Consider the following 24,009-nt stretch of genomic DNA (forward strand, 5'->3'; position numbering starts at 1 on the left):
TCCTAAGAAACGCGCAGGATGATCTTGCCGAACACGTCGCGGCCTTCCATGCGCTTCAACGCGGCGTCGATGCCGTCGAAGCCGACTTCGGTGTCGATGACAGGTGCGACCTGTCCCGCCGCCATCTTCTGCATGGCGTTGGCCATGTTCTCCATGCGGCAGCCGAAGGACCCAAGCAGCTTCAGCTGCTGCTGGAACAGCTGCATCAGATTGATCTGCGTCGACACGCCGGAGGTCGAGCCGCAGGTGACCAGGCGGCCGCCGCGCTTGAGGCACAGCATCGAGGCGGCAAAGGTGTCGGCGCCGACATGTTCGAAGACGACGTCGACGCCCTTCTTCCTGGTGAGCTTGCGCACGACGCCTTCGAAACGATCGTCGCGGTAGTTGATGACATGGTCGGCGCCGAGCGCCTTGGCCTTGTCGATCTTGTCGTTGGAACCGACCGTGGTGATGATGGTGCAACCCATGCGCTTGGCCAGCTGGATCGCCGCCGAGCCGATGCCGGAGCCGCCGGCATGGATGAGGATGGTTTCGCCGGGCTGCAGCTTGGCATTGTCGAACAGCATGTGCTCGACGGTGCCGAAGGTGACGGGGGCGACAGCCGCGCCGACATCGGTCACGCCGGGAGGAGCAGGGACCAGCAGGCGCGCCGGCAGGTTGATCTTCTCCTGGGCAAAGCCGTCGAGATGGAAGCCGTGGACGCCCGAGACATGTTCGCAGAGATTGTCGCGGCCTTCGCGGCAGGCGCGGCAAAGGCCGCAGGTGCGCGCGCCGTAGATCGACAGCAATTGTCCGGGCAGCAGGCTGGAGACGCCGGGGCCGACAGCTTCGACCTCGCCGGAGGCTTCGGCGCCGACGACCAGCGGCAGCTTACGCTTGGCGAAGGCCATGCCACGCCAGCCCCAGACGTCGATATGGTTCAGCGCCACCGCCTTGATGCGCAGCGTGACTTCGCCCAATGCGGGGGGCGGCGGGGGCGGCAGGTCCACCGTTTCAAGACGGCGGTCCTCGATAAGTTGCAGTGCGCGCATGGAGCCTGTCAGTTCAGTCTGGCTGAAAAAGGTCGCTTAGACCGGTTCCCGCGCCATGACAAGGCAAGTGTTCTGGCCGCCGAAGCCGAACGAGTTCGAGAGCACGGTGCCGACTTCGGCATTGCGCTTCTTGTTGGGCACCACGTCGAGCACGATTGCCGGGTCGGGATTGTCGTAGTTGATGGTCGGCGGAATGACGCTTTCGCGCATGGTCATCAGCGAAAACGCCGCTTCGACAGCACCCGCCGCCGACAGCGTGTGGCCGATCATCGACTTGTTGGACGAGACCGGCATCGAGCCGATGCGATCGCCGAACACGGTCGACAGCGACAGATGCTCCATCTTGTCGTTTTCCGGCGTCGAGGTGCCGTGAGCGTTGACGTAGTCGATCTCGTCCTTGCTCAGGCCGGCATCCGCAAGGGCGGCGCGGACTGCTGCGATCGCCGGGGAACCGTCGGGCTTGGAACGGGTGCGATGGAAATCGTCGGCCTTTTCACCGCAGCCGCGCAGGATGCCGAGAACGCTGGCGCCCCGGGCAAGGGCTGCCTCAAGCGATTCCAGCACCAGAGCGCCGGAGCCTTCGGCCAGCACAAAGCCGTCGCGGTCCTTGGAGAAGGGTTTTGACGCCTTTTCAGGGATGTCATTGTGGGTCGACAGCGCCGAGAGCAACGAAAAGCGGATCAGCGCCTCGGCGGTTGCCGAACCGTCGGCGCCGATGGACAGCGCCCGGTCGCATTCGCCGCGGCGGATCGCTTCGACGCCGAGCTGGATGGCGGTGGCGCCCGAAGCGCAGGCCGTCGACAGTGTGATCGGCAGGCCGCGCGTGCCAAAGCGGTCGGCCAGCCGGTCGGCGATCGCGCCGAACTGCGTGCTTGCGAACGTATCTGTTTCCTTCAGCCCGCGCGCCACCCTGAGCAGCCTTTCGGCGCCGGCGCCTTTGCCGTCGGAATTGTAGAGCGCGAAGCGGTCGTGCCAGTCGAGTTCGACCGGCGGCGAGGCGAGGAACAGAGGCCCGCCAAAATCAGAGGAATCGAGGCCGGATTCGGCCACCGCCTCATTCGCGGCGGTTTCGGCCAGTTCGTAGGTCAGCAGGCTGGCGCCTTTCGAGCTTGAGTCGAGGAAATCGACCATGCCGGAGATGCGGGTGTTGAGGTGGTCGACGGGAAAGCGGGTGATCGGGTGGATGCCCGATTTGCCGGAGGTCAGTGCCGCCCAGTTATCGGCCTTGCCGATGCCGAGCGACGTTACCACACCGATGCCGGTGACGGCGACGATCGGCCTGCCCATGTGATCTCTGAGATTGGCCATCCGGAACCTCTTAACTTTGCAGCATGATCGCGCAGCGCTGCTTCAAGCAGCAGCGTTGACCAGAGCCATGCCCTCGAATTGGTGATAGCCGATCGCCGTTGCGAGCACGGTTTCGGGAATGCCTTCGAACGGCTTCTCGGCCGCGGCGTCGAATACTGGGTAGGCGGCCTTGCGGTCAACGGCCAGGGCGGCGAGGGCGACCGCGAATGGAAACTGCGCTTCCTTCATATGCCCGGTCAGCGTGGCGAAGCCGCGCGCCGATATCGCCGGATTGGCATCCAGCGCTGACTTTTCGGCTGACGTTGCGGTATGCGCGCCGGAGGCGCCCGACAGGGCAAGCAGCTTGCCGCTTGGGAGAGTTGCCTGTTTGAGCAGTGTCGCGATCTCGGCGTCAAGCTCGCCGCGCGAGCGCCGGGCGCGGCCTGAGACGACCGGTCCGAGCTCGGCATAGATTTTCCGCCCACGGCTTTGCGCGTGTTCGCGCTGCTCCAGCACCAGGAACGCGCCGCCGGAGCCGGAGACCAGGCCGCCGCCCTCGGCGCCCTGTCTCTGCCAGACCGGCTTCCATGGGCCGCGATGCAGATAGCCGGCCAATTCATAGCCGAGCAGCATGTCGGAATGTTCGGTCTGGAAGGCGCCACCTACCAGTATGTGGGTCGACTGTCCGGAGCGGATGCGCGCCGCGGCGGTCTCGACGGCGGCGACGCCGGCACCTTCCTCGCCCATGAAGGTCCTCGACGATCCCGTCACCTTGTGGACGATGGAGATGTTGCCGGCGAGCAGATTGGAGAGCTGGGCCAGGAAAAGCGTCGGCCGCAATTCGGTGGTCAGCTTCTCGTTGAGCAGCACGTCGCGGTCGTTGCGGCTCTCGGACGCGGCGAGGATGGCGGCATCGACCGCCTCGTCCCGCTCGCCGCCGCCGGCAGCGACAACCATGTCCATGGTCGTGCAGAGTTCGTCATTGCCCTTGATGCCGGCGTCGTCCAGCGCCATGCCGGCGGCATAGGTGCCCAGCCGCTGCCAGGTTTCCATCTGCCGCTGGTCGCCGCGCTTGGCGATCTGCAGGTTCCAGTCGATCTCCGGCAGGGGATGCACGGTGTAGGGCCCAAAGCGCGCGGCTTCGAGCACCGGCTCCAGGCCCGGCTGCGCCAGCTTCTGCCAGTGGGTATCCGGACCCTCTCCCAGCGAGGAGACAAGGCCGATACCGGTGATGACGACGTCGCGAGGGCTGCTCATGAGCGGCTTTGTGGGTCAGGCGGCGCAGCCCGTCAAGGCCGCGCGCTTGCCGATATCAGGCGGTCTTGGCGGCGACCAGCGCGTCGATCTTGGCGCACAGGTTCTTCATGACGAAGTAATCGTCGGTCGAAGCCTTGCCGTCATTGACTTCCTGGGTCCACTTTTCCAGCGGCACCTTGATGCCGAATTCCTTGTCGATGGCAAAGACGATATCGAGGAAATCGAGACTGTCGATGCCGAGATCGTCGATCGTGTGGCTCTCGGGAGTGATGGTATCGATGTCGATCTCGCTGGTGTCGGCAATGATCTTGGCGACTTTGTCGAACGTGGTGGACAAGGGCTCTTCCTTCGGTTGCGGGCGGAATCTGTCCGCATCTGGTTTGGGCGCTGTCTAATCGGTTTTTCCCGGCAGGAAAAGGCCTGATGCGCCGGGCGCAGATGGGATGGCCTTCCCATAAAGACAAGAAGGGCCGCCCGACAAGCCGGCGGCCCTCCCAGTTGACGTTACGTCAGCTCAGTTTTCACGGAGCTTGACCACTGGCTTTCTCAGAACGTGACGCGGCCGAGCACGCGCAAGCCATCGCCCTGCGGCTCGACCACCACCGCTTCGCCCTCGCGCGGCGAGACGCCGGTCAGCGCGACGATGTTTTCGAGATGCGTGACCATGACCAGATTGTCGGAACCGGTGTAGGCGCGGATTTCCTTCATCACCGCGTCGAGCTGCGCGGCCTTCTCGGTCGGATCGCTCCTCAGGAGGTCGAGCGGCGCAAAAAGCTCCGGCTCCGCCTCGAAGGCGATGCGGGCAGTGTCGAGGCAGCGGCAATAGCGGCTGGACAGCACCCGCTCGATGGGGGCGGCGCGGGCGCCGAACAAGGCGCCGATCTTGCTCGCCTGCTGCTTGCCGCGCGCCGATAGGTTGACCTGGGTGGCGCAGTTGTCGATGACGAAATTGGCGGGGTCGGTGGTGCCGGTGACCAGCGCGTGGCGAAGCAGCACGACATGGCCGCCGTCACGCAGCAGCGCCCAGCCGGCGTCGGTCGCGTGGGCGACGGCGGGAACAGCAAGCAGGAACAGCGACAGCACAAATCGAATCATCGAAACCTTTTCCGGGAGCCCGATGCCGCTCCGGTCATTCTGATATAGGGATCGGAAAGCCGGCACAAAGACAAGCGAAAGGCGAACCCTCGGTTCGCTTCACATTTTCGCCATTTGCTTCTTCGCCAGCTCGATCTTCTGATCGGTGAGCGGGATAGGGATCGTGTAGCCGGCTTCGGTGAAGCCCTGCTTGGCGTTCTCGAAGAATTCGATCGCCTTGAGATATTCCGGCTTGCCCGCGCCATAGCTGGCGCGGTTCCAGTGGACGTCGCCGATATTGTTCTGCTCGAAGGCCCACTGCAGCGGCTGACTTTCGCGCGTAAACACCTTCAGCGCCGCCGTGAACGCCGCTTCGGCGTCGTTGAGATATTTGTCGGTCCGCTGGAGATTGCCGAGATTGAGCAGGCTCATACCGATGCCATTTTGAGCGTTGGCCCAGTCGACCGGCGCGGCCTCGATGGTGAGTATTTCGAGCGCTGCCCGCCGCGCCGCAATCGAATCCTGCAGCGTCTTGGCATCGCCATTGCTCATGCTCAACCAGTGCAGCGTCGAGCCCAGGCCGGCCTGGGCCATTGCCCATTGCCGCGGGTTCGTCTCGCGCTTGTACTCGCGCAACGCATTGCCGTAGGCGTCGACCGCCTCGCTGTAATGCTCGGGCTTGTCGGTGACGCCGCCGAGAAGCTGCAGCGTGTTGCCGAGATTGTAGTAGCTCATCGCCCAGTCCTGCGGGAACTTCCGCCTGACATAGACCTGCCGTGCCGCCTGGAAGGCTGCCGCCGACTGTTCCAGCTTGGCCGCATCACGGGTGCGCTGACCAAGGGTCTGATAGATCGATCCAAGATTGTTCTGGGCTGACGCCCAGTCCATCGGGAAGCGCTTGCGGGTAAACACCGTCAGAGCGTCGTTGTAGGCAGCTGCAGCTTCTTCCAGCGTAGCCGTGCCCATATCGAAGCGGGCGATACCGCTCAGCGCATTGCCCAGGTTGAGGCGGCTGGTCGCCCAGGACACCGGGAAGGTTTCGCGGGTTCGCACTTCCAGCGCGGCGCGGAAAGCGTTGGCCGCCTCATTGATCTTGGCCTTATCGTTGAGCTGGATGCCAAGGGTGACCAGCGTGTTGCCGAGATTGTTCTCGATCATCGCCCATTCTACCGGCGCTTTTTCGCGCGTGTATTCCTCAAGCGCCAGCCGGTAGGCGGCTTCGGCCTGCTTAAGATGCTCGCCGGTGGGTTCGCGTTCGGAGAGCGCATAGAGGGCGAGGCCAAGATTGTTCTGCGAAGAGGCCCAGTCCAAAGGCAGCTTGTCGCGCGGGCGCCTCTCCAGCGTGGCGCGCATTGCCGCCACCGCATCGTTCAGGCGCTTGGGGTCGCTTTCGCGTTCCCCGATCTTCAGCAGCACATTGGCCAGGTTGTTCTGCGCAGCGGCCCAGTTGCGATCATCTTTCTCGCGCTCGAAAACGGCAAGCGAACCGCGGAAGATCTGCGCTGCCTCTTCCAGATGCGCGGTCTCGGTTTCGCGTTCGCCGATGGTTTGCAGCACGACCGCCATGTTGTTGCGGGTGATTGCCCAATCGCGGTTCTGTTCGCCATTGGGAATGAAGTTCAAGATGACATGATAGGCCTCGATGGACTGTTGTAGTGCATCGAGGTCGCCGGTGGCGTAGCCATAAGCGTTCAGCGCCTCGGCCTCCTGGTTCTTGTAGTTCCAGCGCAGCTTTTCGTCCCACTTCTCGACCAGCGAAAACGCCTTGGCGTAGTCGGTGGCGGCGGATTTGTAGTCGAAGACCAGCGCGGCGGCGTCGGCGCGTTTGGCATAGATGGCGGCGTCGGCGATGCGCTTTTGCCGGAGCAGGTCCTCGGCCTCGTCGACCGCACCGCTGTTTTCCTCGATCCGGCCGACCGCGTCGTCGAGGAATTTGCGCGCCGTCACCATGGCGCCCTGGCCTATGGCCTTGTCGGCGGATGCGACCAGGCGACTGATCTCGGGATCGTCGGTGCGTAATGCGGCGCGCTCGGCCATCATCTTCTTCAGACGCTCGGCCTGGCTGTCCAGCACCTTCTGCAGGTCGTTGGGATCCTCAGGGATCTTTTCCGTGCCGAGCGCCTTGAGCACGCCGTAGAGCGCGTCAAGGGGCACGCCGTCCTGCAGAGAAGCCAACTCCACCTGAGCCCGTTTGGGATCGGGCAGGTCGGAAATGGTCAGCAGCAATTGCCGCCGCTCACCGGTGATCAGCCCGTCGTCGCCGGTCGGTTCCGGCGGCGCGACGCCGAAATAGAGCAGGCGACGCAGACTCTCGCTGACCCAGGGGCGCTGCTTTGCCTTGGTGTCGAGATAGACCTCCTCGGTGACCATGCGCATGACCGAGCCGAATTCCGTGCCTTTCATCGCGGTGAGGTGGCGCAGCAGGGCGGCGGCGTAGGGGCTGTTTTCGCCGGCGGCGCCATCAAGTGCGGGTCGGCCCGGCTCAGCGGCGAAGCCGACCACGGTTCCCAGGCTGGCATTATCCAATGAGGCATCGGCGAGGGCTTTTGCGCCGCGCACCGGTTCCAGCCCGCCGGCGCCGACAGGCTCGGCGGAAGCCGTCGGCCCGCGTCGCACGACCGCGTCCGGCGGAAACGGGTTGGTGCGGCAGGCGTCAAGCAGCACGATCGTCACCGGCACGGTCTTTTTCAGCTCGTCCATGACGGCTGAAATCGGCACCAGCGCCTCACCAGCATTTTTCAACGACGAGACGTCGGCATCGACCGGCACCAGATAATTCTCGCCGCCCGCCTCGATGCCGTGGCCGGAATAATAGATGAAGGCGACGTCGGCGCCTTCGGCGTCCTCGACAAACCGATCGAGATCGCGCTTCAGCTTGGCGGCATCGCGATCGGTGACGTTGCGGGCGTCGAAGCCGAGGTCGGTCAGCATCTTGGCCATGTCGCGGGCGTCGTTGGCCGGGTTGGCAAGGGCTGCGATGTGTTTGTATTTCGACTGGCCGATGATCAGCGCCACGCCCTTGAGACTTTTGGTCTCGGCGGCCTGGGCCTCAGATACGCCAAGGCAAAGCAGTATAGCGACGAAACCCGCCAGCCACCCCTGTCTGAAATGACGCTGTTTCGGCGTCGCAACCATTCGCTGTGTGTCCGCCCTGATGATCCCAAGCCTGTATAGCGCTGCCACCCGACCATGATCAAATTCAGGCGCCGGGCGGATCGAGGATCAGTTTCTGAAGATCATGGCGATTGCGCTGGAATCCGGGCTCGCCTATCCCTGAAAAATGTCTCCGCTTACCGAAACCGTTCTTTTCGTCTTCAGCCTCGTTGCGCTCGGCTATGTCACCGGGCTCACCGGCTATCTGAAACCGGCCAGCGGGGACGGCATCTCCGAATTCGCCATCAACGTGGCATGCCGCTGCTGCTGTTTCGGACGATGGTGAATTCCGATTTCCACGGCGTGGCGCCCTGGTCGCTGTGGGGTGCTTATTTCGCGGCGGTTGCAATGACATGGGCCGCCGGCCATCTGGTGACGACACGGATCTTCGGGCGGGACGCGCGCACCGGCATCGTCGGTGGAGTGTCGTCATCCTTCTCGAATGTGGTGTTGCTGGGCATTCCCTTCGTTCTCGGCGTATTCGGGTCCAGCGGATTCGAAGTGCTGTCGCTGCTCGTTTCCGTGCACCTGCCGACCATGATGATGGCTTCGATCATCATGTTCGAGATATTTGGCCGCGGCGGCAGCGAGCCCGTACACCCGCTGCGCATCATCCAGAGCTTTCTGAGAAGACTGTTCACGAACCCGCTGATCATCGGCATCCTGGCCGGGCTGGCATGGCGCCTCACCGGCGCGCCGCTGCCGAACCTTGCGACGCGGCTGGTCGATGCGCTGGCTAACACCGCCGGGCCGGTGGCGCTGTTCGCCATGGGGCTCAGCCTGCGCCGTTTCGGCATTTCCGGTAACATCCGACCGGCGCTGGCGCTGTCGACGCTGAAACTGTTCCTGATGCCGGCGCTGGTGCTCGGCCTGGTCTGGCTGTTTGGCCTGCCGCCCTTGACGGCCAAAGTGGCGGTCGTGGTGGCGGCGCTGCCGTCCGGCATCAATTCCTATCTCATCGCCGTTCAGTTCAACACCGGCCAGGCGCTGGCGTCGAACCAGATGACCATCGCCACGGCAAGCGCGGTTGTTACAACCGCCTTTTGGCTGACGGTGGTGGTTCATGTCTTTGGGTAGGCTTGGTCTTCGGCAAGGCTGGGGCCCAAACTAATTTACATGTGAATTTTCTCTGGCGTTTGGCTGGCCCAAAGCCTATATGCCATCTTGCATTGCTTGCCGAGCTTGCCCTAGGTAAAGAGCAGTGGCTCAGCGTGTCGGGCATCCAGGCCATTGCGCGCGCTCATCGAAGACATCCACAGACCGGCCCGTCAGTGCGCCGAACGGAGGCTAGACCATGCTGCAGAAAACCAGCCATTTCATGCGCCAGGCCAATCTCATCAATGGCGAATGGGTGCAGGCCGACAGCGGCCAAGCGGTCGACGTCAACAACCCGGCCACCGGTCTCAAGATCGGCACCGTGCCGAAGTCGGGCAAGGCGGAAACCCGCCGCGCCATCGAAGCCGCAAGCGAAGCCTTCAAGACCTGGCGCAAGACGACCGCGCTGGAGCGCTCGAAGCTGCTGCGCAAGCTGCATGACGCGATGATGGATAATCAGGATGTGCTGGCCGAACTGCTCACCATCGAGCAGGGCAAGTCGCTCGCCGAATCCAAGGGCGAGATCGGTTCGGCCGCCGCCTACATCATGTGGTTTGCCGAGGAAGGCCGCCGCACCTATGGCGATGTCGTGCCATCGCCGTGGGGCGATCGCCGCATCCTGGTGACCAAGGAGCCGGTCGGCGTCATTGCCGCCATCACGCCGTGGAATTTCCCCTCCTCGATGCTTGCCCGCAAGCTCGGCCCCGCGCTTGCCGCCGGCTGCACCGCCGTGGTCAAGCCCGCCTCGCAGACGCCGTATTCCGGCCTTGCATGGGGCGCGCTCGCCGAGGAAGTCGGCTTCCCAAAGGGCGTCATCAACATCCTCACGGGTGCTGCCGGCGAAATCGGCGACGAGATCTGCGCCAATCCGCTGGTGTCGAAGATCACCTTCACCGGCTCGACCGAGATCGGCAAGCTGCTGATCCAGAAGTCGTCCGTCACCGTCAAGAAGGTCTCGATGGAACTCGGCGGCAATGCGCCGTTCGTGGTCTTCGACGATGCCGACCTCGATCGCGCCGTCGCCGGCGCCATCACCGCCAAATACCGCAATTCAGGCCAGACCTGCGTGTGCACCAACCGCTTCCTGGTGCAGGCCGGCATCTACGACAAGTTTGTCGAGAAGCTGGCCGCTGCCAGCAATGCGCTGAAGGTTGGCTCGGGCCTGGAAGAGGGCGTGCAGCAGGGACCGCTGATCGACGTGAAGGCGGTCGAGAAGGTCGAGGAATTCATCGCCGACGCCACGTCGAAGGGCGGCAAGGTCGTTGCCGGCGGCAAGCGCCACGCGCTTGGCGGCTCATTCTTCCAGCCGACCGTCATCGCCGATGCGAAGCCTGACATGCGCTTCATGAAGGAAGAGATTTTTGGCCCGATCGCCCCGGTGTTCAAGTTCGAGACCGAGGAGGAAGCCATTGCGCTTGCCAACGACACCGAGTTCGGCCTTGCCGCCTATTTCTACACCGGCGACCTCGGCCGCGCCTTCCGGGTCATGGAAGGCCTGAAATACGGCATGGTCGGCGTCAATGAAGGCCTGATCACCACGCCGGAAGCGCCGTTCGGCGGCGTCAAGGAATCGGGCCTCGGCAAGGAAGGCGGACATCAGGGCATCGAGGACTATCTCGACACCAAATATGTCTGCATCGGGGGTCTCGGCCTCTAAATCATTGACGGGCAGGGCAGGCCGCGGGCCGGCCCTTGCCAGACGACATTCAGCCGGCCTGGAGCGGTTCAGCGTTTCACGGAAACGCCGAACCGCTCCAGTTCTTTGTTTTTTGCAATTCCGGACGGAAAACCGTTTCACACTTTTCCTGGAATTGCTCTAAGTCGATAGATCGACGAATTAGCATTTGGACATAGCGATGAAGGACGGCGAAGTCTTCGGCACGACGCAGGCGGGCGAACCCGTTCGCCGTTTCACCATCCGGGGCGGCGGCATCAGCGCCAACATCATCGGGCTCGGCGCAATCATCCAGGATCTGCGCCTCGCCGGCCACGATGCGCCGCTGGTGCTGGGCTACGACCGCTTCGAGCCTTACGAGACCGACCGGGCCTTCTTCGGCGCGGTCGTCGGCCGTTACGCCAACCGCATCCGCGACGGCCGCTTCACCATTGCCGGCCAGCGCTACCAGACCGAGCGCAATTTCCTCGGCAAGCACACGCTGCATGGCGGTTCGGAGGGCTTCTTCCAGCGGCCGTGGACGGTTTCGCTGCATGGCCGGGATTTCGTCACCCTGACCCTGCACGATCCCGAGGGCACGATGGGCTTTCCCGGCGCGCTCGACGTCACCTGCACCTACCGGCTGAAGATTCCCGGCACGCTCTCGATGGAGCTGACCGCCACCTGCGAGGAGCCGACGCTGTGCAATCTGGCGCAGCATTCCTATTTCAATCTCGACGATGGCGGCACCGGTGACATTCTCGACCACCGGCTGATGCTGAATGCCGGCGCCTATACGCCGGTCGATGGCGAGATGATCCCGACCGGCGTCGTCAAACCTGTCGACGGCACGCCCTTCGACTTCCGCCAGGCGCGGCCGCTGCGCATGGAAACGGAAGGCGAGCAGCTTCCCTACGACGTCAATTTCTGCCTGGCGTCAGCCCGGGGCCCGCTTCACCAGGTGGCGTGGGCGCAAGGCGCCAATTCCGGCGTCGAGATGGAAGTCTGGACCACCGAGCCGGGCCTGCAGCTTTACACCGGCCAGTATGTCGCGCCGACCTCGGGCGGCCTGGACGGACGGCGCTACAAGGCGTTTTCCGGCTTTTGCCTGGAAGCGCAGACCTGGCCCGACGCGCCGAACCGGCCCTATTTCCCGCAGGCCACGCTGTGGCCGGGCCAGATCTATCATCAGGTGACGGAATATCGTTTCAGGCTTCCCTAAGGTCTTAGCCCTCGAAAGCGGTTCTTAGAACCTCGAACGGCGCCAGCGCGCCTCGCACCTGCACGACAGCGGCGGCGACGCGATGCGCGCGCTGCACGGCATCCGCCGGGGCATGGCCGGCAAGCCGGGCGGCGAGATAGCCGCCATTGAAGGAATCGCCGGCGCCGGTGGTGTCGACCGGGGTGGCGACATGCTGGGCCGGAACCGGCTGCAGGGCTCCGCCAGTGGCGATCAGCGCGGGTTCCTCGCCATTCTTGACGACGACTTCGCCGACCAGTTTTCCGAACCGCTCGGCGGTCGCTTGCGATGCCGTGTCGCCAAACAGCATCTGCTCGTCGGGAAAGGTCGGCAGCGCGATGTCGGTGACGGCAAGCGCGTCGAGGATCGCGGCTTGCGCCTCCTCGCGGCTCTGCCACAGGCGCGGCCGGTAGTTGGGGTCGAAGGCGACGAGCGAACCGGCAGCCCGCGCCTTGGACACTTCCGCCAGCAACGTCTTGCGCGCGGCGGCATCCAGAATTGCCAAAGTGATTCCGGAAAAATACACAAGAGCCTGGTTTTCAAGGCTTTTTGCCAAGGCGGCCGGGTCCGAGGCGAGCCGCCTGGCCGCCGCGTCGCTGCGCCAGTAGGTGAAGGCGCGTTCGGCGCCGGTCAAGGTGATGGCGTAGAGGCCGGGCCGCGCGCCTGGGATGACCGGGCTGGCGCCGATGTCGATGCCGTTTTCGGCGAAGAACGAAATCTGGCCCTGCGAGAAGGGATCGTCGCCGAAGGCCGAGACATAGGTCGCCGGCCGCTCGCCGCTCAGCGCATGCAGCGCCCACAGCGTGTTGAACGTGTCGCCGGCAAAGCCCATGCGCCAGTTCGGCCCGGCCTGGCCGGACAGCTCGAGCATGCATTCACCGATCGAAGCGACGCCGTCTGCTGCCATGTATCTGTCTCCGGATCAGTTCGCTGCTGTAGCTTTTTGCGGCCGGCAGCGCCATGCTTGGCGGCGGCGGTTTTTTGCGCCAGAAGCGTTTTCCCACAGAAGCGGCGGGACGCGAATTGCTTCCCGAGACGTTATGCCCAGAAGAGGAACCGGTTTGGCATCGATATGGCGTTATCTTCTTGCGGGCGTTGGTCTGGCCGGCTTGCTGGCTGGCATATTGGCGATCGTCTATCTGACCGCGCCGCAGTCGGCGCCGGGCCCGGATATTTCGCGCTCGAAGAAGACGGCGAACGGCTTGTTTGTCGCCAGCATTCAGCCGGAACGCGGCGTTATCCGGCAAGGCGAACTGCAATCCTGGTTGCTGACCCTGAAGACGGTCAACGGCGATTCCGTGGAAGGTGCGGCGATCTCGGTGTCCGGCGGCATGCCGCAGCACAATCACGGCTTGCCGACCAGTCCGCAGGCGACCGATTATCTTGGCGAGGGGCGCTACAGGATCGAGGGGCTGAAATTCACCATGAGCGGCGTGTGGCAGTTGCGCTTCGCCATTTCGGCGGCGGCCGGTTCCGACACGGTCGTCTTCAACGTGGTGCTGTGAGCGGATGAACGGCCTGTTGCGCCTTCTGGCATTGGCGGCGGTCGTGCTCGTTGCCGGCTGCGGCAAACCGGATTTTTCCGATGCCGAGAAGAAGACCATCGCTTCGCTGGCGCTGAACACCTTGCCGGCGCTCAAACCCGACACCACCAACCGCTTCGCCGACGTGCCGGCCGCCGCCGCCCTGGGCTCCACTCTGTTCTTCGATCAGGGGATGAGCCGTGACGGGAACGTATCCTGCTCGACCTGCCACAAGATCGACCGGCAATTCCAGGATGACCTGCCGCAATCCGTCGGCGTTGGCCGAACCAACAGGCGCTCGATGCCGCTGGCCGGCATTGCCCGCAATCCGTGGTTCTTCTGGGATGGACGGCGCGACAGCCTGTGGGCGCAGGCGCTGACGCCGCTGGAAAACCCGCTTGAGCAGGCGGGGAACCGCGCGGCCTTCGCGCATTACATCCAGAAGCGGTTCGGCGAGCGCTATGAGCGCATCTTCGGGCCACTGCCGGATCTTTCCGCCGTGCCGGCCAACGCCAGCCCGCTCGGCAATGAGGCCGAGCAGGCGGCGTGGAAGGCAATGACCGCGGCGCAAATGGACGACGTCAACCGCGTCTTTTCCAACATCGGCAAGGCGATCGCCGCCTTCGAACGGTCGATCGAACCGGCACAGACGCGCTTTGACCGCTTTGCCATCGATCTTGCGTCAGGCGCCAAGCCGAAAGCCGACGATGCCTTTTCGCAGGAGGAGATGCTCGGGCTGAAACTGTTCATCGGCAAGGCCAATTGCGTCACCTGCCATAACGGCCCGCGCTTCACCGACAACGCTTTCCACAACACCGGCGTGCGGCCGGTCAGGGATTTGCCATTGGATCGCGGCCGTTTCGATGCGGTGGCCCAGGTTCAGGCCGACCCATTCAACTGCTTCGGCGCCTTCCGCGATGGCGACGCCGGCGCCTGCGGAGAACTGCGCTTCATCGTCAAGGCAGCACCCGAACTGATGCGTGCCTACAAGACGCCGTCGCTGCGGGGCGCGGCGACACGGCCGCCCTATATGCATGCCGGACAGTTCTCCACGCTGGAGGAGGTGGTGGCGCACTACGCGAAGGCGGAGGCGGCCGTTGAAGGCACCTCCGAAGTGCACCCGTTGCAACTGTCGGACCGCGAACGCGCGGCGCTGGTGGCGTTTTTGAAGACGCTGTCGGAGTGAGCTAGCGATCCTTCACCGTCTCCATCGCCACGAAGGTCGAGGTCTGGGCGACGTGGGGGAGCGCCGAGATGCGCTCACCGAGAACACGGCGATAGGCGGCGATGTCGGTGGTACGGACTTTCAGGAGATAATCGAAGCTCGACGCCATCATGTGGCACTGCTCGATCTCCGGCACGGCCTGCACCGCGCGATTGAAAGCATCGAGCGCGGCCGAGCGTGTGTCCGACAATTTGACCTGGACGAAGGCGACATGACCTTCGCCCATGCGCTCGCGATCGATGATCGCCTGATAGCCCCTGATATAGCCGTCCTTCTCCAGGCGCTTCACCCGCGCCTGCACCGGCGTCTTCGACAGGCCGACCTTGCCGGCCAGTTCCGACATGGACAGCCGCCCGTCGCGCGCCAGCGCCGACAGGATGTTTCTGTCGATGCGGTCCAATTGGTCTCCTGTCACGGATATCACAGTCCATCTGATAACAATTTAGCCGCATGATAGACCGCTCGGCCTGCCATGTCGATTTCTTTGGACCGGCCGAAAATGCGGCTCTGTGCTAGCTTGCGCCATTCGGTCCGGCGACCGCCGGCCCGCTCCCAGATGCTTGCTCCGCAGGACCGCCATGCCGCTCGACACCATCCGCCAGCAGATCCGCGCCAACTACCTGCCCGACGAAGACGCGGCTGTGAAGCGCCTGGCTGCCGCGACAGAACTTTCGGCCGATGACCGCAAAGCCGTCTCGGCCCGTGCCGCGGATCTGGTGCGCGCGGTGCGCGGCTCGTCCGACCCGCGGCTGATGGAGGTTTTTCTCTCGGCCTACGGCCTCTCCACCAAGGAAGGAGTGGCGCTCATGTGCCTGGCCGAGGCACTGCTGCGCGTGCCTGACACCGAGACCATGGACGACCTGATCGCCGACAAGATCGCACCGCATGACTGGTCGGCGCATTCGGGCGGTTCGAGCTCGATCTTCGTCAACGCCTCGACCTGGGCGCTGATGCTGACCGGCCGTGTGCTCGACGAAGGCGAGGGCGGCATTGAAGGCACGCTGCGCTCGATGGTTCGCCGGCTGGGCGAACCGGTGATCCGCAAGGCGGTCGCCGCCGCCATGCGCGAAATGGGCGAGCAGTTCGTGCTCGGCCGCACCATTGCGGAAGCCGTCAAGCGCGGCAAGTCGATGATCCAGAAAGGTTATCTCTATTCCTTCGACATGCTGGGCGAGGCCGCCCGCACCGAGGCCGATGCGCTGCGCTACCTCAAGGCCTATGCCGACGCGATCTCCTCGCTGGATTCAGGCTCCAACGGTCCCGATATCCGCCAGAACCACGGCATCTCGGTCAAACTGTCGGCGCTGCATCCGCGCTATGAAGAGGCACAGAAGGAAAAGATGCTGCCGGTGATGGCCGAGCGGCTGCTGTCGCTGGCGCTGGCCGCACGCCATTCGCGCATGGGCCTCAACATCGACGCCGAGGAGGCCGACCGGCTCGACCTGTCGCTCGATGTCATCGAGCGCGTGCTGGCTGAGCCGGAGCTTGCCGGCTGGAACGGCTTTGGCGTCGTCGTCCAGGCCTACGGCCCGCGCGCGGCCTTCACAATCGACTGGCTCTATGCGCTGGCGAAAAAGTACGACCGCAACATCATGGTGCGGCTGGTCAAGGGCGCCTATTGGGACACCGAGATCAAGCGGGCGCAGACGCTGGGGCTTTCCGGCTACCCCGTCTTCACCCGCAAGGCCAACACCGATGTTTCCTATATGGCCTGCGCTAGGAAGCTGCTTGGCATGACCGACCGTATCTATCCGCAATTCGCCACGCACAATGCCCATACCGTCGCCGCCATCCTGTCGATGGCTGACAACCGTGACGCTTTCGAATTCCAGCGCCTGCACGGCATGGGCGAAGCGCTGCATGAGACGGTGCGCCGGGCCGAAGGCACGCGCTGCCGCATCTATGCGCCGGTCGGCGCGCACTCCGACCTCTTGGCCTATCTGGTTCGCCGCCTGCTGGAGAATGGCGCCAACTCCTCCTTCGTCCATCAGCTCACCGACGAGGACGTCGAGCCGGAGGATATTGCGCGCGATCCGCTCGAGACGGTCGAGAGCCAGGGCCCCGCCGCCAATCCGGCAATCGCTCGTCCTGCGACGATCTTCGGCGCTGGTCGGCGCAACTCGAAGGGGTTCGACATCACCGATCCGGTGACGCTGGCGGCGATCGACAAGGCCAAGGCGGCCTTTGCCGGGCCCGAGCGCTGGCATGCCAAGCCGATGACGCGCGCCGCCGGCTACGGCAAGCAGCGCCCGGTGGTCAATCCGGCAAAGCCTGCCGAGATCGTCGGCACGGTCGCCGAAGCCGCTGCCAAGCAGGTCGCGACCGCGGTGCGCTTTGCTGTGGAAGCGCAGCCGTCCTGGGCGAAGCGTCCCGTTGCCGAGCGCGCCGCCATCCTCAACCGCGCCGCCGACCTCTATGAGGCCAATGCGGTCGAGTTTTTCGCGCTGGCTACAAGGGAAGCCGGCAAGTCGCTGGCCGACGGCGTGGCTGAAGTGCGCGAAGCCGTCGACTTCCTGCGCTACTACGCTGCCGAAGCGGCCAACAACGAAGCGGGCACCGAGGCGCGCGGCGCGATCGTGTGCATTTCGCCGTGGAATTTCCCGCTCGCCATCTTCACCGGCCAGATCGCGGCAGCGCTCGTCACCGGCAATTCGGTCATCGCCAAGCCAGCCGAACAGACCCCGCTGATCGCCTTCCGCGCCGTCGAGCTGCTGCGCGAGGCCGGCGTGCCGGAAGATGTCATCCAGCTTCTGCCGGGCGACGGTCCGTCGGTCGGCGGACCGCTAACTGCGGATCCGCGCATTGCCGGCGTATGCTTCACCGGCTCGACCGAGGTTGCAAAGCTGATCGAGAAGCAACTGGCCGAGACAGCCGCGCCCGACGCCATGCTGATCGCGGAGACCGGCGGTCTCAATGCCATGATCGTCGATTCCACAGCACTGCCCGAACAGGCGGTGCGCGACATTCTGGCATCCGCCTTCCAGAGTGCGGGTCAGCGCTGTTCGGCGCTGCGCGTGCTCTACGTGCAGAAGGATGTCGAGAAGAAGATGCTGGAGATGCTGAAGGGCGCCATGGAAGCGCTCACCATCGGCGATCCCTGGCAGATTTCGACCGATGTCGGGCCGGTCATCGATGACGAGGCGCAGGAATCGATCCGCGAGTATTGCACCAAGATGGGGCTGCAGGGCCGGTTGATTGCCAAACTCGAAGCACCGAAGGACGGCCGCTTCGTTGCGCCGCATGTGTTCCGGGTCAAAGGCATCGAGGAGATGGAGCGCGAAGTGTTCGGCCCGGTGCTGCATGTCGCCAGCTTCGACGCCGACGGGATCGACGCCGTCATCGCCGCCATCAACCGCAAGGGCTATGGCCTGACCTTCGGCCTGCACACCCGCATAGAAGGCCGCGCCCAGCATTTCGTCGACGGCATCCATGCCGGCAACATCTATGTCAACCGCAACCAGATCGGCGCCGTCGTCGGTTCGCAGCCCTTTGGCGGCGAGGGGCTTTCGGGCACCGGGCCGAAGGCCGGCGGGCCGCATTATCTCCGGCGGTTCCGCAAAGGGCCGGAGGCGGGCACGGAGATTGCCGAGGGCCACAAGGTGACTGCGACCGAACTCGCCGACAATCTGCCCGATCCGACGCTTGGCGGCTGGTCGACGCGGCCGGATCGCATCGCCATCTTGAGAAAGCATTTGCGTGGCAAGGGCGCTGCAGCCATCGGCGCTGCAGCCGCCATCGATTTCGGCCAGGTCGACCTGCCCGGACCGACCGGCGAGGCCAACACGCTGTCGCTGTCGCCGCGCGGCCGGGTGCTGTGCCTCGGTCCGGACGCCGAAACGCTGCTTGCCCAGACGATCCAGGCGCTGGCCGCCGGCAATGCGGTGCTGGCCGTGGCGCCGGGCGCGCCGGCAGCACTGTCGGCGCTGACCGGCAAGGGGTTGCCGCTGGCGGCCATAGACGGTCGGCCAGACCCAGTCGAAGCGCGTTCGCTGCGCGTCGATGTCGTCGCCTTCTCGGGCAGGCCCGAGGCGGCGCGGATCGTGCGCAAGGTCATTGCCGACCGCAGCGGGCCGATCGTGCCGCTGGTCAGCGAGGTGCTCAACCCGGCGGCCTATGCGCATGAACGCGCTGTCTGCGTCGACACCACGGCTGCCGGCGGCAATGCCAGCCTGCTCGCGGCGGCCTAGGGGGCTTTTCGCGGCTCGCTTGCCTGCGTCGGGTTGCAAGGGTATGCGCAAGGGACAGAGAGCAACTCGAGCGGGGCAGCCGAACAGATGGAAGACACGTCCCGACCGTTTGAGCTGCCGCGCGTGGCGGTGGTCATCACTTGCTTCAACTATCGGCCGTACGTCGAACAGGCGATCCGCTCGGTGCTTGCGCAGACCTACCGGAATTGGGAATGCGTCATCGTCGACGATGCCTCGACGGACGGCTCGGCCGACCATGTCCGACAGCTTCTAAGGGATATAGACGATCCGCGCCTGCGCCTGTTGGCGCGCACGGAGAATGGCGGCCAGACCGCGGGATTCCGCGACGGCTTTGCCGCAACCGACGCGCCCTTCGTCGCGTTTCTCGACGCCGATGACGTGTGGCTGCCAGATTTTCTCCTCGCGCATCTGTCCGCCCATCTCAACACGACGCATTCGGCCGCTCTCTCGAGTTCCGATGTGTTCCTTGTCGATGGCGACGGCACGTTGCTGGGCGGCACCTTCCTTGCCTTGCGCAAACCGCGCTCCGGAGCGGATCGCAGCGGTGTCGCCATCGCGCCCGGTGGCTGGCTTGCCGGCATGGCGCCTGGGATCGCCTACGCATCGGAGCATCCGGTAACCTATTTCGCACCTGCGGTGACGGGCTGGCTGTGGTCGCAATGCTCGGCGATCATGTACCGGCGTGGCGCGCTGGAACCGGTATTGTCCTTCCCGTTCAAGGCCAAGGTCGGGACGGATTATCTGACGGCGACACTCGCGCACCAGGCCGGCGGCAGCCTCATCCTGTCAGAAGGTCTCGGGCTCTATCGCCTGCATGGCTCCAACCTGTCCACCGGAACTGCCTTTGCTGGCGGCAATGTGCGGCAAACGCCTGCATACAGGAGCTACAGGAGCGTGTTGGCGGCGGATGCCGCAGACTATTTGCTGGCGAATTCTGCCTGGCTCAGCGATCTCAACGGGCGCAATTTCATAGCTGCATTCCTGACGCAGCATGTGAGCCAGTTCCCGGAGTTGGCCGGTGATCCGCGGTTGGCGCGCTACCTGACACGCGGACAGCCCTGGCGGCGGCTGCGCCTGCACATTGCCCAGTGGCTTCGGCGACTGGGCGGCCGGAATTCAACCGGAACCTGACGGCATCTGCCCGTCGTCAGATCTCGTCGACGGGTGAAATCTCAATCAGGCCCCTTCGACGACCGAAAAGCCTTCGAACTGCGGATGGCCGAGATAATGCACCTTCGAGGTGCCGGTGTTGCGATGGGCGGCGCGAAAATTCTCGGATTTGGTCCAGGCGACGAAATCCTCATGGCTTGCCCACACCGTGTGCGAGGCAAACAGCGTGTAACCCTCGGCCTCGTTGACCGGGCCGCGCAGCAAGTGGAATTCCCTGAAGCCTTTCATCTCCGAGAGGCTCGAATCGCGGTTCTTCCAGACATCCTCGAAGGCGGTCTCCGAGCCATTCTGGACCTTGAAGCGGTTCATGGCGATGTACATTGGCTTCCTCTCGAATTGGTGGACGATGCCATTTGGCGAAGGTCTACAAGCTGTTTAAAACGGACCGATCCGCGCCCTGAACACCCAACTTGATAATCCGGTCTCGGGTGGAATGGGCGGGAACGGGGCTTGCTGGCGCACCAGTTTCAAAGCGAATTGGTCTAGCTCGGCAGACCCTGAACTTTCGACAAGCTGCAAGTCGCTGACGCTGCCGTCGGCCATGACGACGAAATAGACCCTGGCATTGTTGCGAGCCTTGGCTTGAACCGCCTTCGAAACGTGGCGGTTGGCGCGGACAAGCTTGTTCTGAACTTCAACGCTGTAGCCGGATTCCATCGAATTGCCCGCCGCGCTCTGTTTTCCGCCTTTGCTGGCAACCGCCGTTGCCTCGCGCTCCTCGCCATCTGCCGTGCCGCCAGTCTCTCCCGATATTGGTGCGCCCGATATTGATGTACTTGGCCTCGGGCTTGGGACTGGTGGCCTCGCGGCAGGCAATTCAACGGCAGGCTGATTGGCGGGAGATGCCTCCGAACTCTGCGTTTGAACCGGTGACGGTGCAGGCGTCTCAGCCTCTGGGGCGACACTTTGATCATCCGGGATGGCGGCCGTTGGTGCATCGGGAGCGACGGTTGCCTGGTTGGCAGATTCCGGCGCAGATTTGGGCGCCGCCGGCTCCTCTACGGCTTGAGGCGCCTCGGTTTGCGGCGTGGGTTGGACGGGCTTGGCCGGCTGCGGATCGGTTACCAGGGTAACATCCACCGCGTCGGGTACCGGGTTTTGCAAAGCGGTGCCGAGGACGTCTGCGCCTGATCGATCGGCGCCTTCGGCCTGTATTGCCTTCCCGGTATCAAATGTCCCGGCGGGTGCGACCATGAACGCCGCTGCGGCAGCGGCATGGAGCAGGCAGGACGCGACGATCGCCACAGTCCATTTGCGGTCCGCGGCCGCCGGCTGTACGAGCTCGTCCATTGTTATCGCCGGTTCGTTGCCGGCGTCGGGGAGGGGGGTGATGTCCTGCATGGTTCGCGGCGAGACCTGCCGCGAGCGCGGCGGGATTGTCAAATCAAGATCGGTTGCCGGCCATAACGGCGGAGCTGCGACGGGTCGTGTCGCATTGTCGTGCAGGAAGGCGGGATGCAGACCCACCTCAAACGCCGAATGCGATACCGGTCTTGGTCTGCGTCTTCAGGCCGCGCATGCAGGCGCCCGGTTCGACGCCGGCGCATTCGGTGGCGCTGTTGATCAGCACGCGGCTGAGTTTGGTGCAGTCGGTGCCGGCGAGGTCGAAGCGGATCACCTTGGTCTTGCCGGCCGGCAGGTCCTTGAAGTCGAGCACGCTCAGGCGGTCGACAATGCCGGCCTCGTTGAACAGCGCGATTTCGAATGCCGCCTTGGAAAGATCGGCGCCGAGCGCATTGTTGACGACGAAGGTCAGGCGGCAACCCTTTTCGGAGGGCTGCGCGGCATTGAGCTCGAGGCTGAGTTGCGGAGCCGGCGCGGACTGAGCCCACGCCGGCATCAAGCCAAGCGACATCGCCAGCGTCGAGGTCAGGAGCCGAAGCGATGCCGTCAAACTTGTCATGGGTGTCAGCCTCCAAAGCGCATGGTTGCGGCCAGCTTCAGCGTGATGCCGGGTTCATAGATGACGGCGGTGGTGCCGCCGTTCAGCGGGTTGGTGTATTTGACGTCGAACAAATTGTCGGCGCGGAAGTCCACCTTCAGATTGTCGGTGGCCTGGTAACTGGCGAAGGCGTTGACCAGAGTATAATCCTTGGCCACGGGGTTGCCCTTCGGCTTGCCGTTGTACTGCACCTCGCCGCCGACGGTCAGCTTGTCCTGAAGGAAGCGGAAGCCGAGCTGCCCGGTGACCTGCGAGGACGGGATGGTGGCAAGGTCGGCCCGCTCGCCTTCATCGGAGATGGTGTGGCCGTTGATGATCGAGGCCGACAGCCCGGCATAACCCCAGGCGGCATCGTAGACGCTTTCCAGTTCGAAGCCGTTGATCCTGGCCTGGGCGACGTTCTGGTACTGGAAGCAGATCGGAATGCCGGGGCCGAACGGGCAGCCGCTGGTCGGGTCGAATGGCGACAACGTGACGCCTTCGATGTAGTCGTCGACATCGTTGTGGAAGTAGCCGGCCTTGAGCCGGAACGCGTCGCCGGCCTCGATAAGGTCGTTCAGCTTGTAGTTGACGCCGAACTCGGTGGTCTTGCCGGTTTCAGGCCGCAGGTTTGGGTTGGGCAGGAACGGGAAGGTGACGCCTGCCGGATGGTTGCCGCTGATCAGCGTTTCGGTCAGCGAGGGTGAGCGATAGCCTTCGGCGTAGGTGCCATAGAACTGCAGGCCCGCCAGGCTGGCGCTTTCGAAGGGCGTGACACCAACGGTGATGCGCGGCGACAGACGATCACCTGACGTTCCATTGTCGGAATCCTCCAGGCTGTAATTGTCGTAACGCAGCCCGGCAATGACCTCGAGCCAGTCCCAGGTGAGCTTGTCCTGGATGTAGGCGCCCGAAACACTACGCTTGCCCGATGGGGTGTAGAAGCTGTCGCCGCCGGCGGTGCCGCCGGTCTCGACATCGTCACCCACCCAGTCGCCGCCATAGGTCAATTCGTGCGCAACACCGGCTGTTTCGAAGCGCGACGTGTTCCAGATGTCGACGCCGGCCGTGCCAACGTCGAAGGTCGAGGTCGAACCGACGGGCAGCAGCACGGGAAGGCCGGTCGACGGATCGAAGCGGTTCTGCGGGACCAGCGTGGCGAGGTCGAGATTGGTCTTGTTGTAGGAGGCGTTGATGTGGAGATCGAGCCAGCTCCTGGCGTCGTCAGTGATGTTGTAGCGGGCGGTGAAGGTGTTCGACTTCAGGTCGACGTCGTTGGCCGGCACGCCGCCGCTGGTTTCCGTCCAGCCGTCGCTCGAGCCGACCCAGCCGAGCTTCAATTCGCTGTTCTCGCTCGGGCGGATTGTGGTCTTGAGCAGGCCGCTCAGCACGTCGAAACCGGTACCGGCGACGGTGTCGCCGCTGCCATTCTTGTAGTCGCCGTAGTCGCGGTAGACGATGTTGCCCAGCACATCCAAATCGTCGTTGAATTTGTAGGCGCCGCTGGCGCTGGCGGTCCAGCCCTTGCCGTTGCTTTCATAGCGCCCGGTGACGGAGCCGGCCCAGGTTTCGCCCGGTCTGAGGAAATCCACCGCATCCTTGGTGTCGAAGAAGACGACGCCGCCAATGGCGCCGGAGCCGTAGGTGTTGGCGGTCGGTCCGCGAATGACGTCAACGGATTTGATGAGCTCGGGATCGACATAGAAGGTCGACTGCGTGCCGTGGTCTGAGCGCTGGAAATTCTGCCTGGCACCGTCGACGATGACCGCGACGCGACCGAAATCCTGCAGGCCGCGGATGTTGATGCTGGAGCTGACGCGTCGCGCATCGGCCTGCACGGCGACACCAGGCACACCGAGCAGCATTTCGTTCGGCGTCGTCGCCATGCGGCGGTCGAGCTGTTCCTGGTCAACATGGCTGGCCGAGGCCAGCGATTCGATTGCCGTCTCGCCGGTGCGGCTGATGACGAGGATCTTGTCCAGCAGGGTCGCGCCGGCGGGCGCCGGCTTGGTGTCCTCGGTTTTCCTGGTCTGGTCGGCCTGGTCAGCGGCCGGCTGAGCGGCCTGCTGAGCGCTGACCGGCGATGTCAGCAGCGCGATCGTCGCTGCCCCCGCAAGCAAGGCCACCTTTGCCATACACCGATGCACCGGACCGGTGCTCGCCAGACCCAG

18 protein-coding genes and 1 pseudogene are annotated in these 24,009 nt (G+C 64.2%); 7 read left to right on the forward strand and 12 right to left on the reverse strand.

Going from position 1 to position 24,009, the window contains the following annotated elements; translation table 11 throughout:
* Positions 1–2: 2 nt before the first annotated feature.
* The 6 genes from NKI05_RS04395 to NKI05_RS04420 form a co-directional block, all read right to left on the reverse strand.
* Positions 3–1,031, reverse strand: coding sequence for a zinc-binding dehydrogenase (locus NKI05_RS04395; RefSeq protein ID WP_023815478.1), 1,029 nt, complete (start codon positions 1,029–1,031; stop codon positions 3–5).
* Positions 1,032–1,067: 36 nt separating this feature from the next.
* Complete coding sequence (locus tag NKI05_RS04400) at positions 1,068–2,339, reverse strand: beta-ketoacyl-ACP synthase (protein ID WP_023706061.1); 1,272 nt, start codon at positions 2,337–2,339, stop codon at positions 1,068–1,070.
* A 42-nt stretch (positions 2,340–2,381) separates the two neighbouring features.
* A complete protein-coding gene (locus tag NKI05_RS04405) occupies positions 2,382–3,575 on the reverse strand; it encodes a beta-ketoacyl-ACP synthase (protein WP_023735253.1) in 1,194 nt (397 codons plus the stop codon).
* Positions 3,576–3,630: 55 nt separating this feature from the next.
* Positions 3,631–3,912 carry an acyl carrier protein gene (locus NKI05_RS04410; protein ID WP_010909964.1) on the reverse strand — a complete coding sequence of 94 codons (282 nt, stop codon included), beginning with the start codon at positions 3,910–3,912 and terminating at the stop codon, positions 3,631–3,633.
* A 209-nt stretch (positions 3,913–4,121) separates the two neighbouring features.
* Positions 4,122–4,670 carry a histidine phosphatase family protein gene (locus NKI05_RS04415; RefSeq protein WP_023670442.1) on the reverse strand — a complete coding sequence of 183 codons (549 nt, stop codon included), beginning with the start codon at positions 4,668–4,670 and terminating at the stop codon, positions 4,122–4,124.
* Between the two features lie 99 nt (positions 4,671–4,769).
* Positions 4,770–7,784, reverse strand: a complete 3,015-nt coding sequence (locus NKI05_RS04420) for a caspase family protein (RefSeq protein WP_023815477.1) — start codon at positions 7,782–7,784, stop codon at positions 4,770–4,772.
* A 145-nt stretch (positions 7,785–7,929) separates the two neighbouring features.
* On the opposite strand from NKI05_RS04420, the pseudogene NKI05_RS04425 reads away from it, so the two are divergent.
* The 3 genes and pseudogenes from NKI05_RS04425 to NKI05_RS04435 all read left to right on the forward strand — a co-directional run bounded on the left by NKI05_RS04425 (position 7,930) and on the right by NKI05_RS04435 (position 11,773).
* Positions 7,930–8,879 (forward strand): annotated as a pseudogene (locus NKI05_RS04425) (AEC family transporter).
* Between the two features lie 217 nt (positions 8,880–9,096).
* Positions 9,097–10,554 carry an NAD-dependent succinate-semialdehyde dehydrogenase gene (locus tag NKI05_RS04430; protein WP_023714372.1) on the forward strand — a complete coding sequence of 486 codons (1,458 nt, stop codon included), beginning with the start codon at positions 9,097–9,099 and terminating at the stop codon, positions 10,552–10,554.
* A gap of 193 nt (positions 10,555–10,747) precedes the next feature.
* Complete coding sequence (locus NKI05_RS04435; protein ID WP_023714373.1) at positions 10,748–11,773, forward strand: aldose epimerase family protein; 1,026 nt, start codon at positions 10,748–10,750, stop codon at positions 11,771–11,773.
* Between the two features lie 4 nt (positions 11,774–11,777).
* Here the strand turns inward: NKI05_RS04435 and NKI05_RS04440 are convergent, their stop codons facing one another.
* Complete coding sequence (locus NKI05_RS04440; protein ID WP_023725631.1) at positions 11,778–12,698, reverse strand: sugar kinase; 921 nt, start codon at positions 12,696–12,698, stop codon at positions 11,778–11,780.
* On the opposite strand from NKI05_RS04440, the gene NKI05_RS04445 reads away from it, so the two are divergent.
* Together NKI05_RS04445 and NKI05_RS04450 are read left to right on the forward strand one after the other, a co-directional pair.
* On the forward strand, positions 12,622–13,296 hold the full coding sequence (locus tag NKI05_RS04445) for a FixH family protein (protein WP_245260578.1): 675 nt from the start codon (positions 12,622–12,624) through the stop codon (positions 13,294–13,296). The two genes, NKI05_RS04440 and NKI05_RS04445, sit on opposite strands and share 77 nt — an antisense overlap.
* 4 nt (positions 13,297–13,300) lie before the next feature.
* Positions 13,301–14,500, forward strand: a complete 1,200-nt coding sequence (locus NKI05_RS04450) for a cytochrome-c peroxidase (RefSeq protein ID WP_023696486.1) — start codon at positions 13,301–13,303, stop codon at positions 14,498–14,500.
* Between the two features lies 1 nt (position 14,501).
* Here NKI05_RS04450 and NKI05_RS04455 read toward each other — a convergent pair whose 3' ends face one another.
* Entirely contained in the window at positions 14,502–14,954 is a 453-nt protein-coding gene (locus NKI05_RS04455; RefSeq protein WP_023688158.1) for an Lrp/AsnC family transcriptional regulator, read from the reverse strand.
* A gap of 163 nt (positions 14,955–15,117) precedes the next feature.
* Here NKI05_RS04455 and putA point away from each other — a divergent pair, with 163 nt between their 5' ends.
* On the forward strand, positions 15,118–18,726 hold the full coding sequence (gene putA, locus NKI05_RS04460) for a bifunctional proline dehydrogenase/L-glutamate gamma-semialdehyde dehydrogenase PutA (RefSeq protein WP_023815476.1): 3,609 nt from the start codon (positions 15,118–15,120) through the stop codon (positions 18,724–18,726).
* A gap of 87 nt (positions 18,727–18,813) precedes the next feature.
* A complete protein-coding gene (locus NKI05_RS04465; protein ID WP_023815475.1) occupies positions 18,814–19,878 on the forward strand; it encodes a glycosyltransferase in 1,065 nt (354 codons plus the stop codon).
* Between the two features lie 45 nt (positions 19,879–19,923).
* Here NKI05_RS04465 and hmuQ read toward each other — a convergent pair whose 3' ends face one another.
* From hmuQ to NKI05_RS04485, 4 genes are read right to left on the reverse strand one after another with little or no spacing between them, the layout of a single operon-like run.
* Positions 19,924–20,238, reverse strand: coding sequence for a heme-degrading protein HmuQ (gene hmuQ / locus NKI05_RS04470; RefSeq protein WP_023681734.1), 315 nt, complete (start codon positions 20,236–20,238; stop codon positions 19,924–19,926).
* A 54-nt stretch (positions 20,239–20,292) separates the two neighbouring features.
* Entirely contained in the window at positions 20,293–21,384 is a 1,092-nt protein-coding gene (locus NKI05_RS04475) for an energy transducer TonB family protein (protein WP_245261861.1), read from the reverse strand.
* A gap of 1 nt (position 21,385) precedes the next feature.
* Complete coding sequence (locus tag NKI05_RS04480; protein WP_023710743.1) at positions 21,386–21,820, reverse strand: hypothetical protein; 435 nt, start codon at positions 21,818–21,820, stop codon at positions 21,386–21,388.
* Between the two features lie 5 nt (positions 21,821–21,825).
* Positions 21,826–23,973, reverse strand: a complete 2,148-nt coding sequence (locus tag NKI05_RS04485) for a TonB-dependent hemoglobin/transferrin/lactoferrin family receptor (protein ID WP_352792196.1) — start codon at positions 23,971–23,973, stop codon at positions 21,826–21,828.
* Positions 23,974–24,009: the final 36 nt, after the last annotated feature.

This window comes from Mesorhizobium sp. M0771, from assembly GCF_040320155.1.
GTDB lineage: Bacteria > Pseudomonadota > Alphaproteobacteria > Rhizobiales > Rhizobiaceae > Mesorhizobium.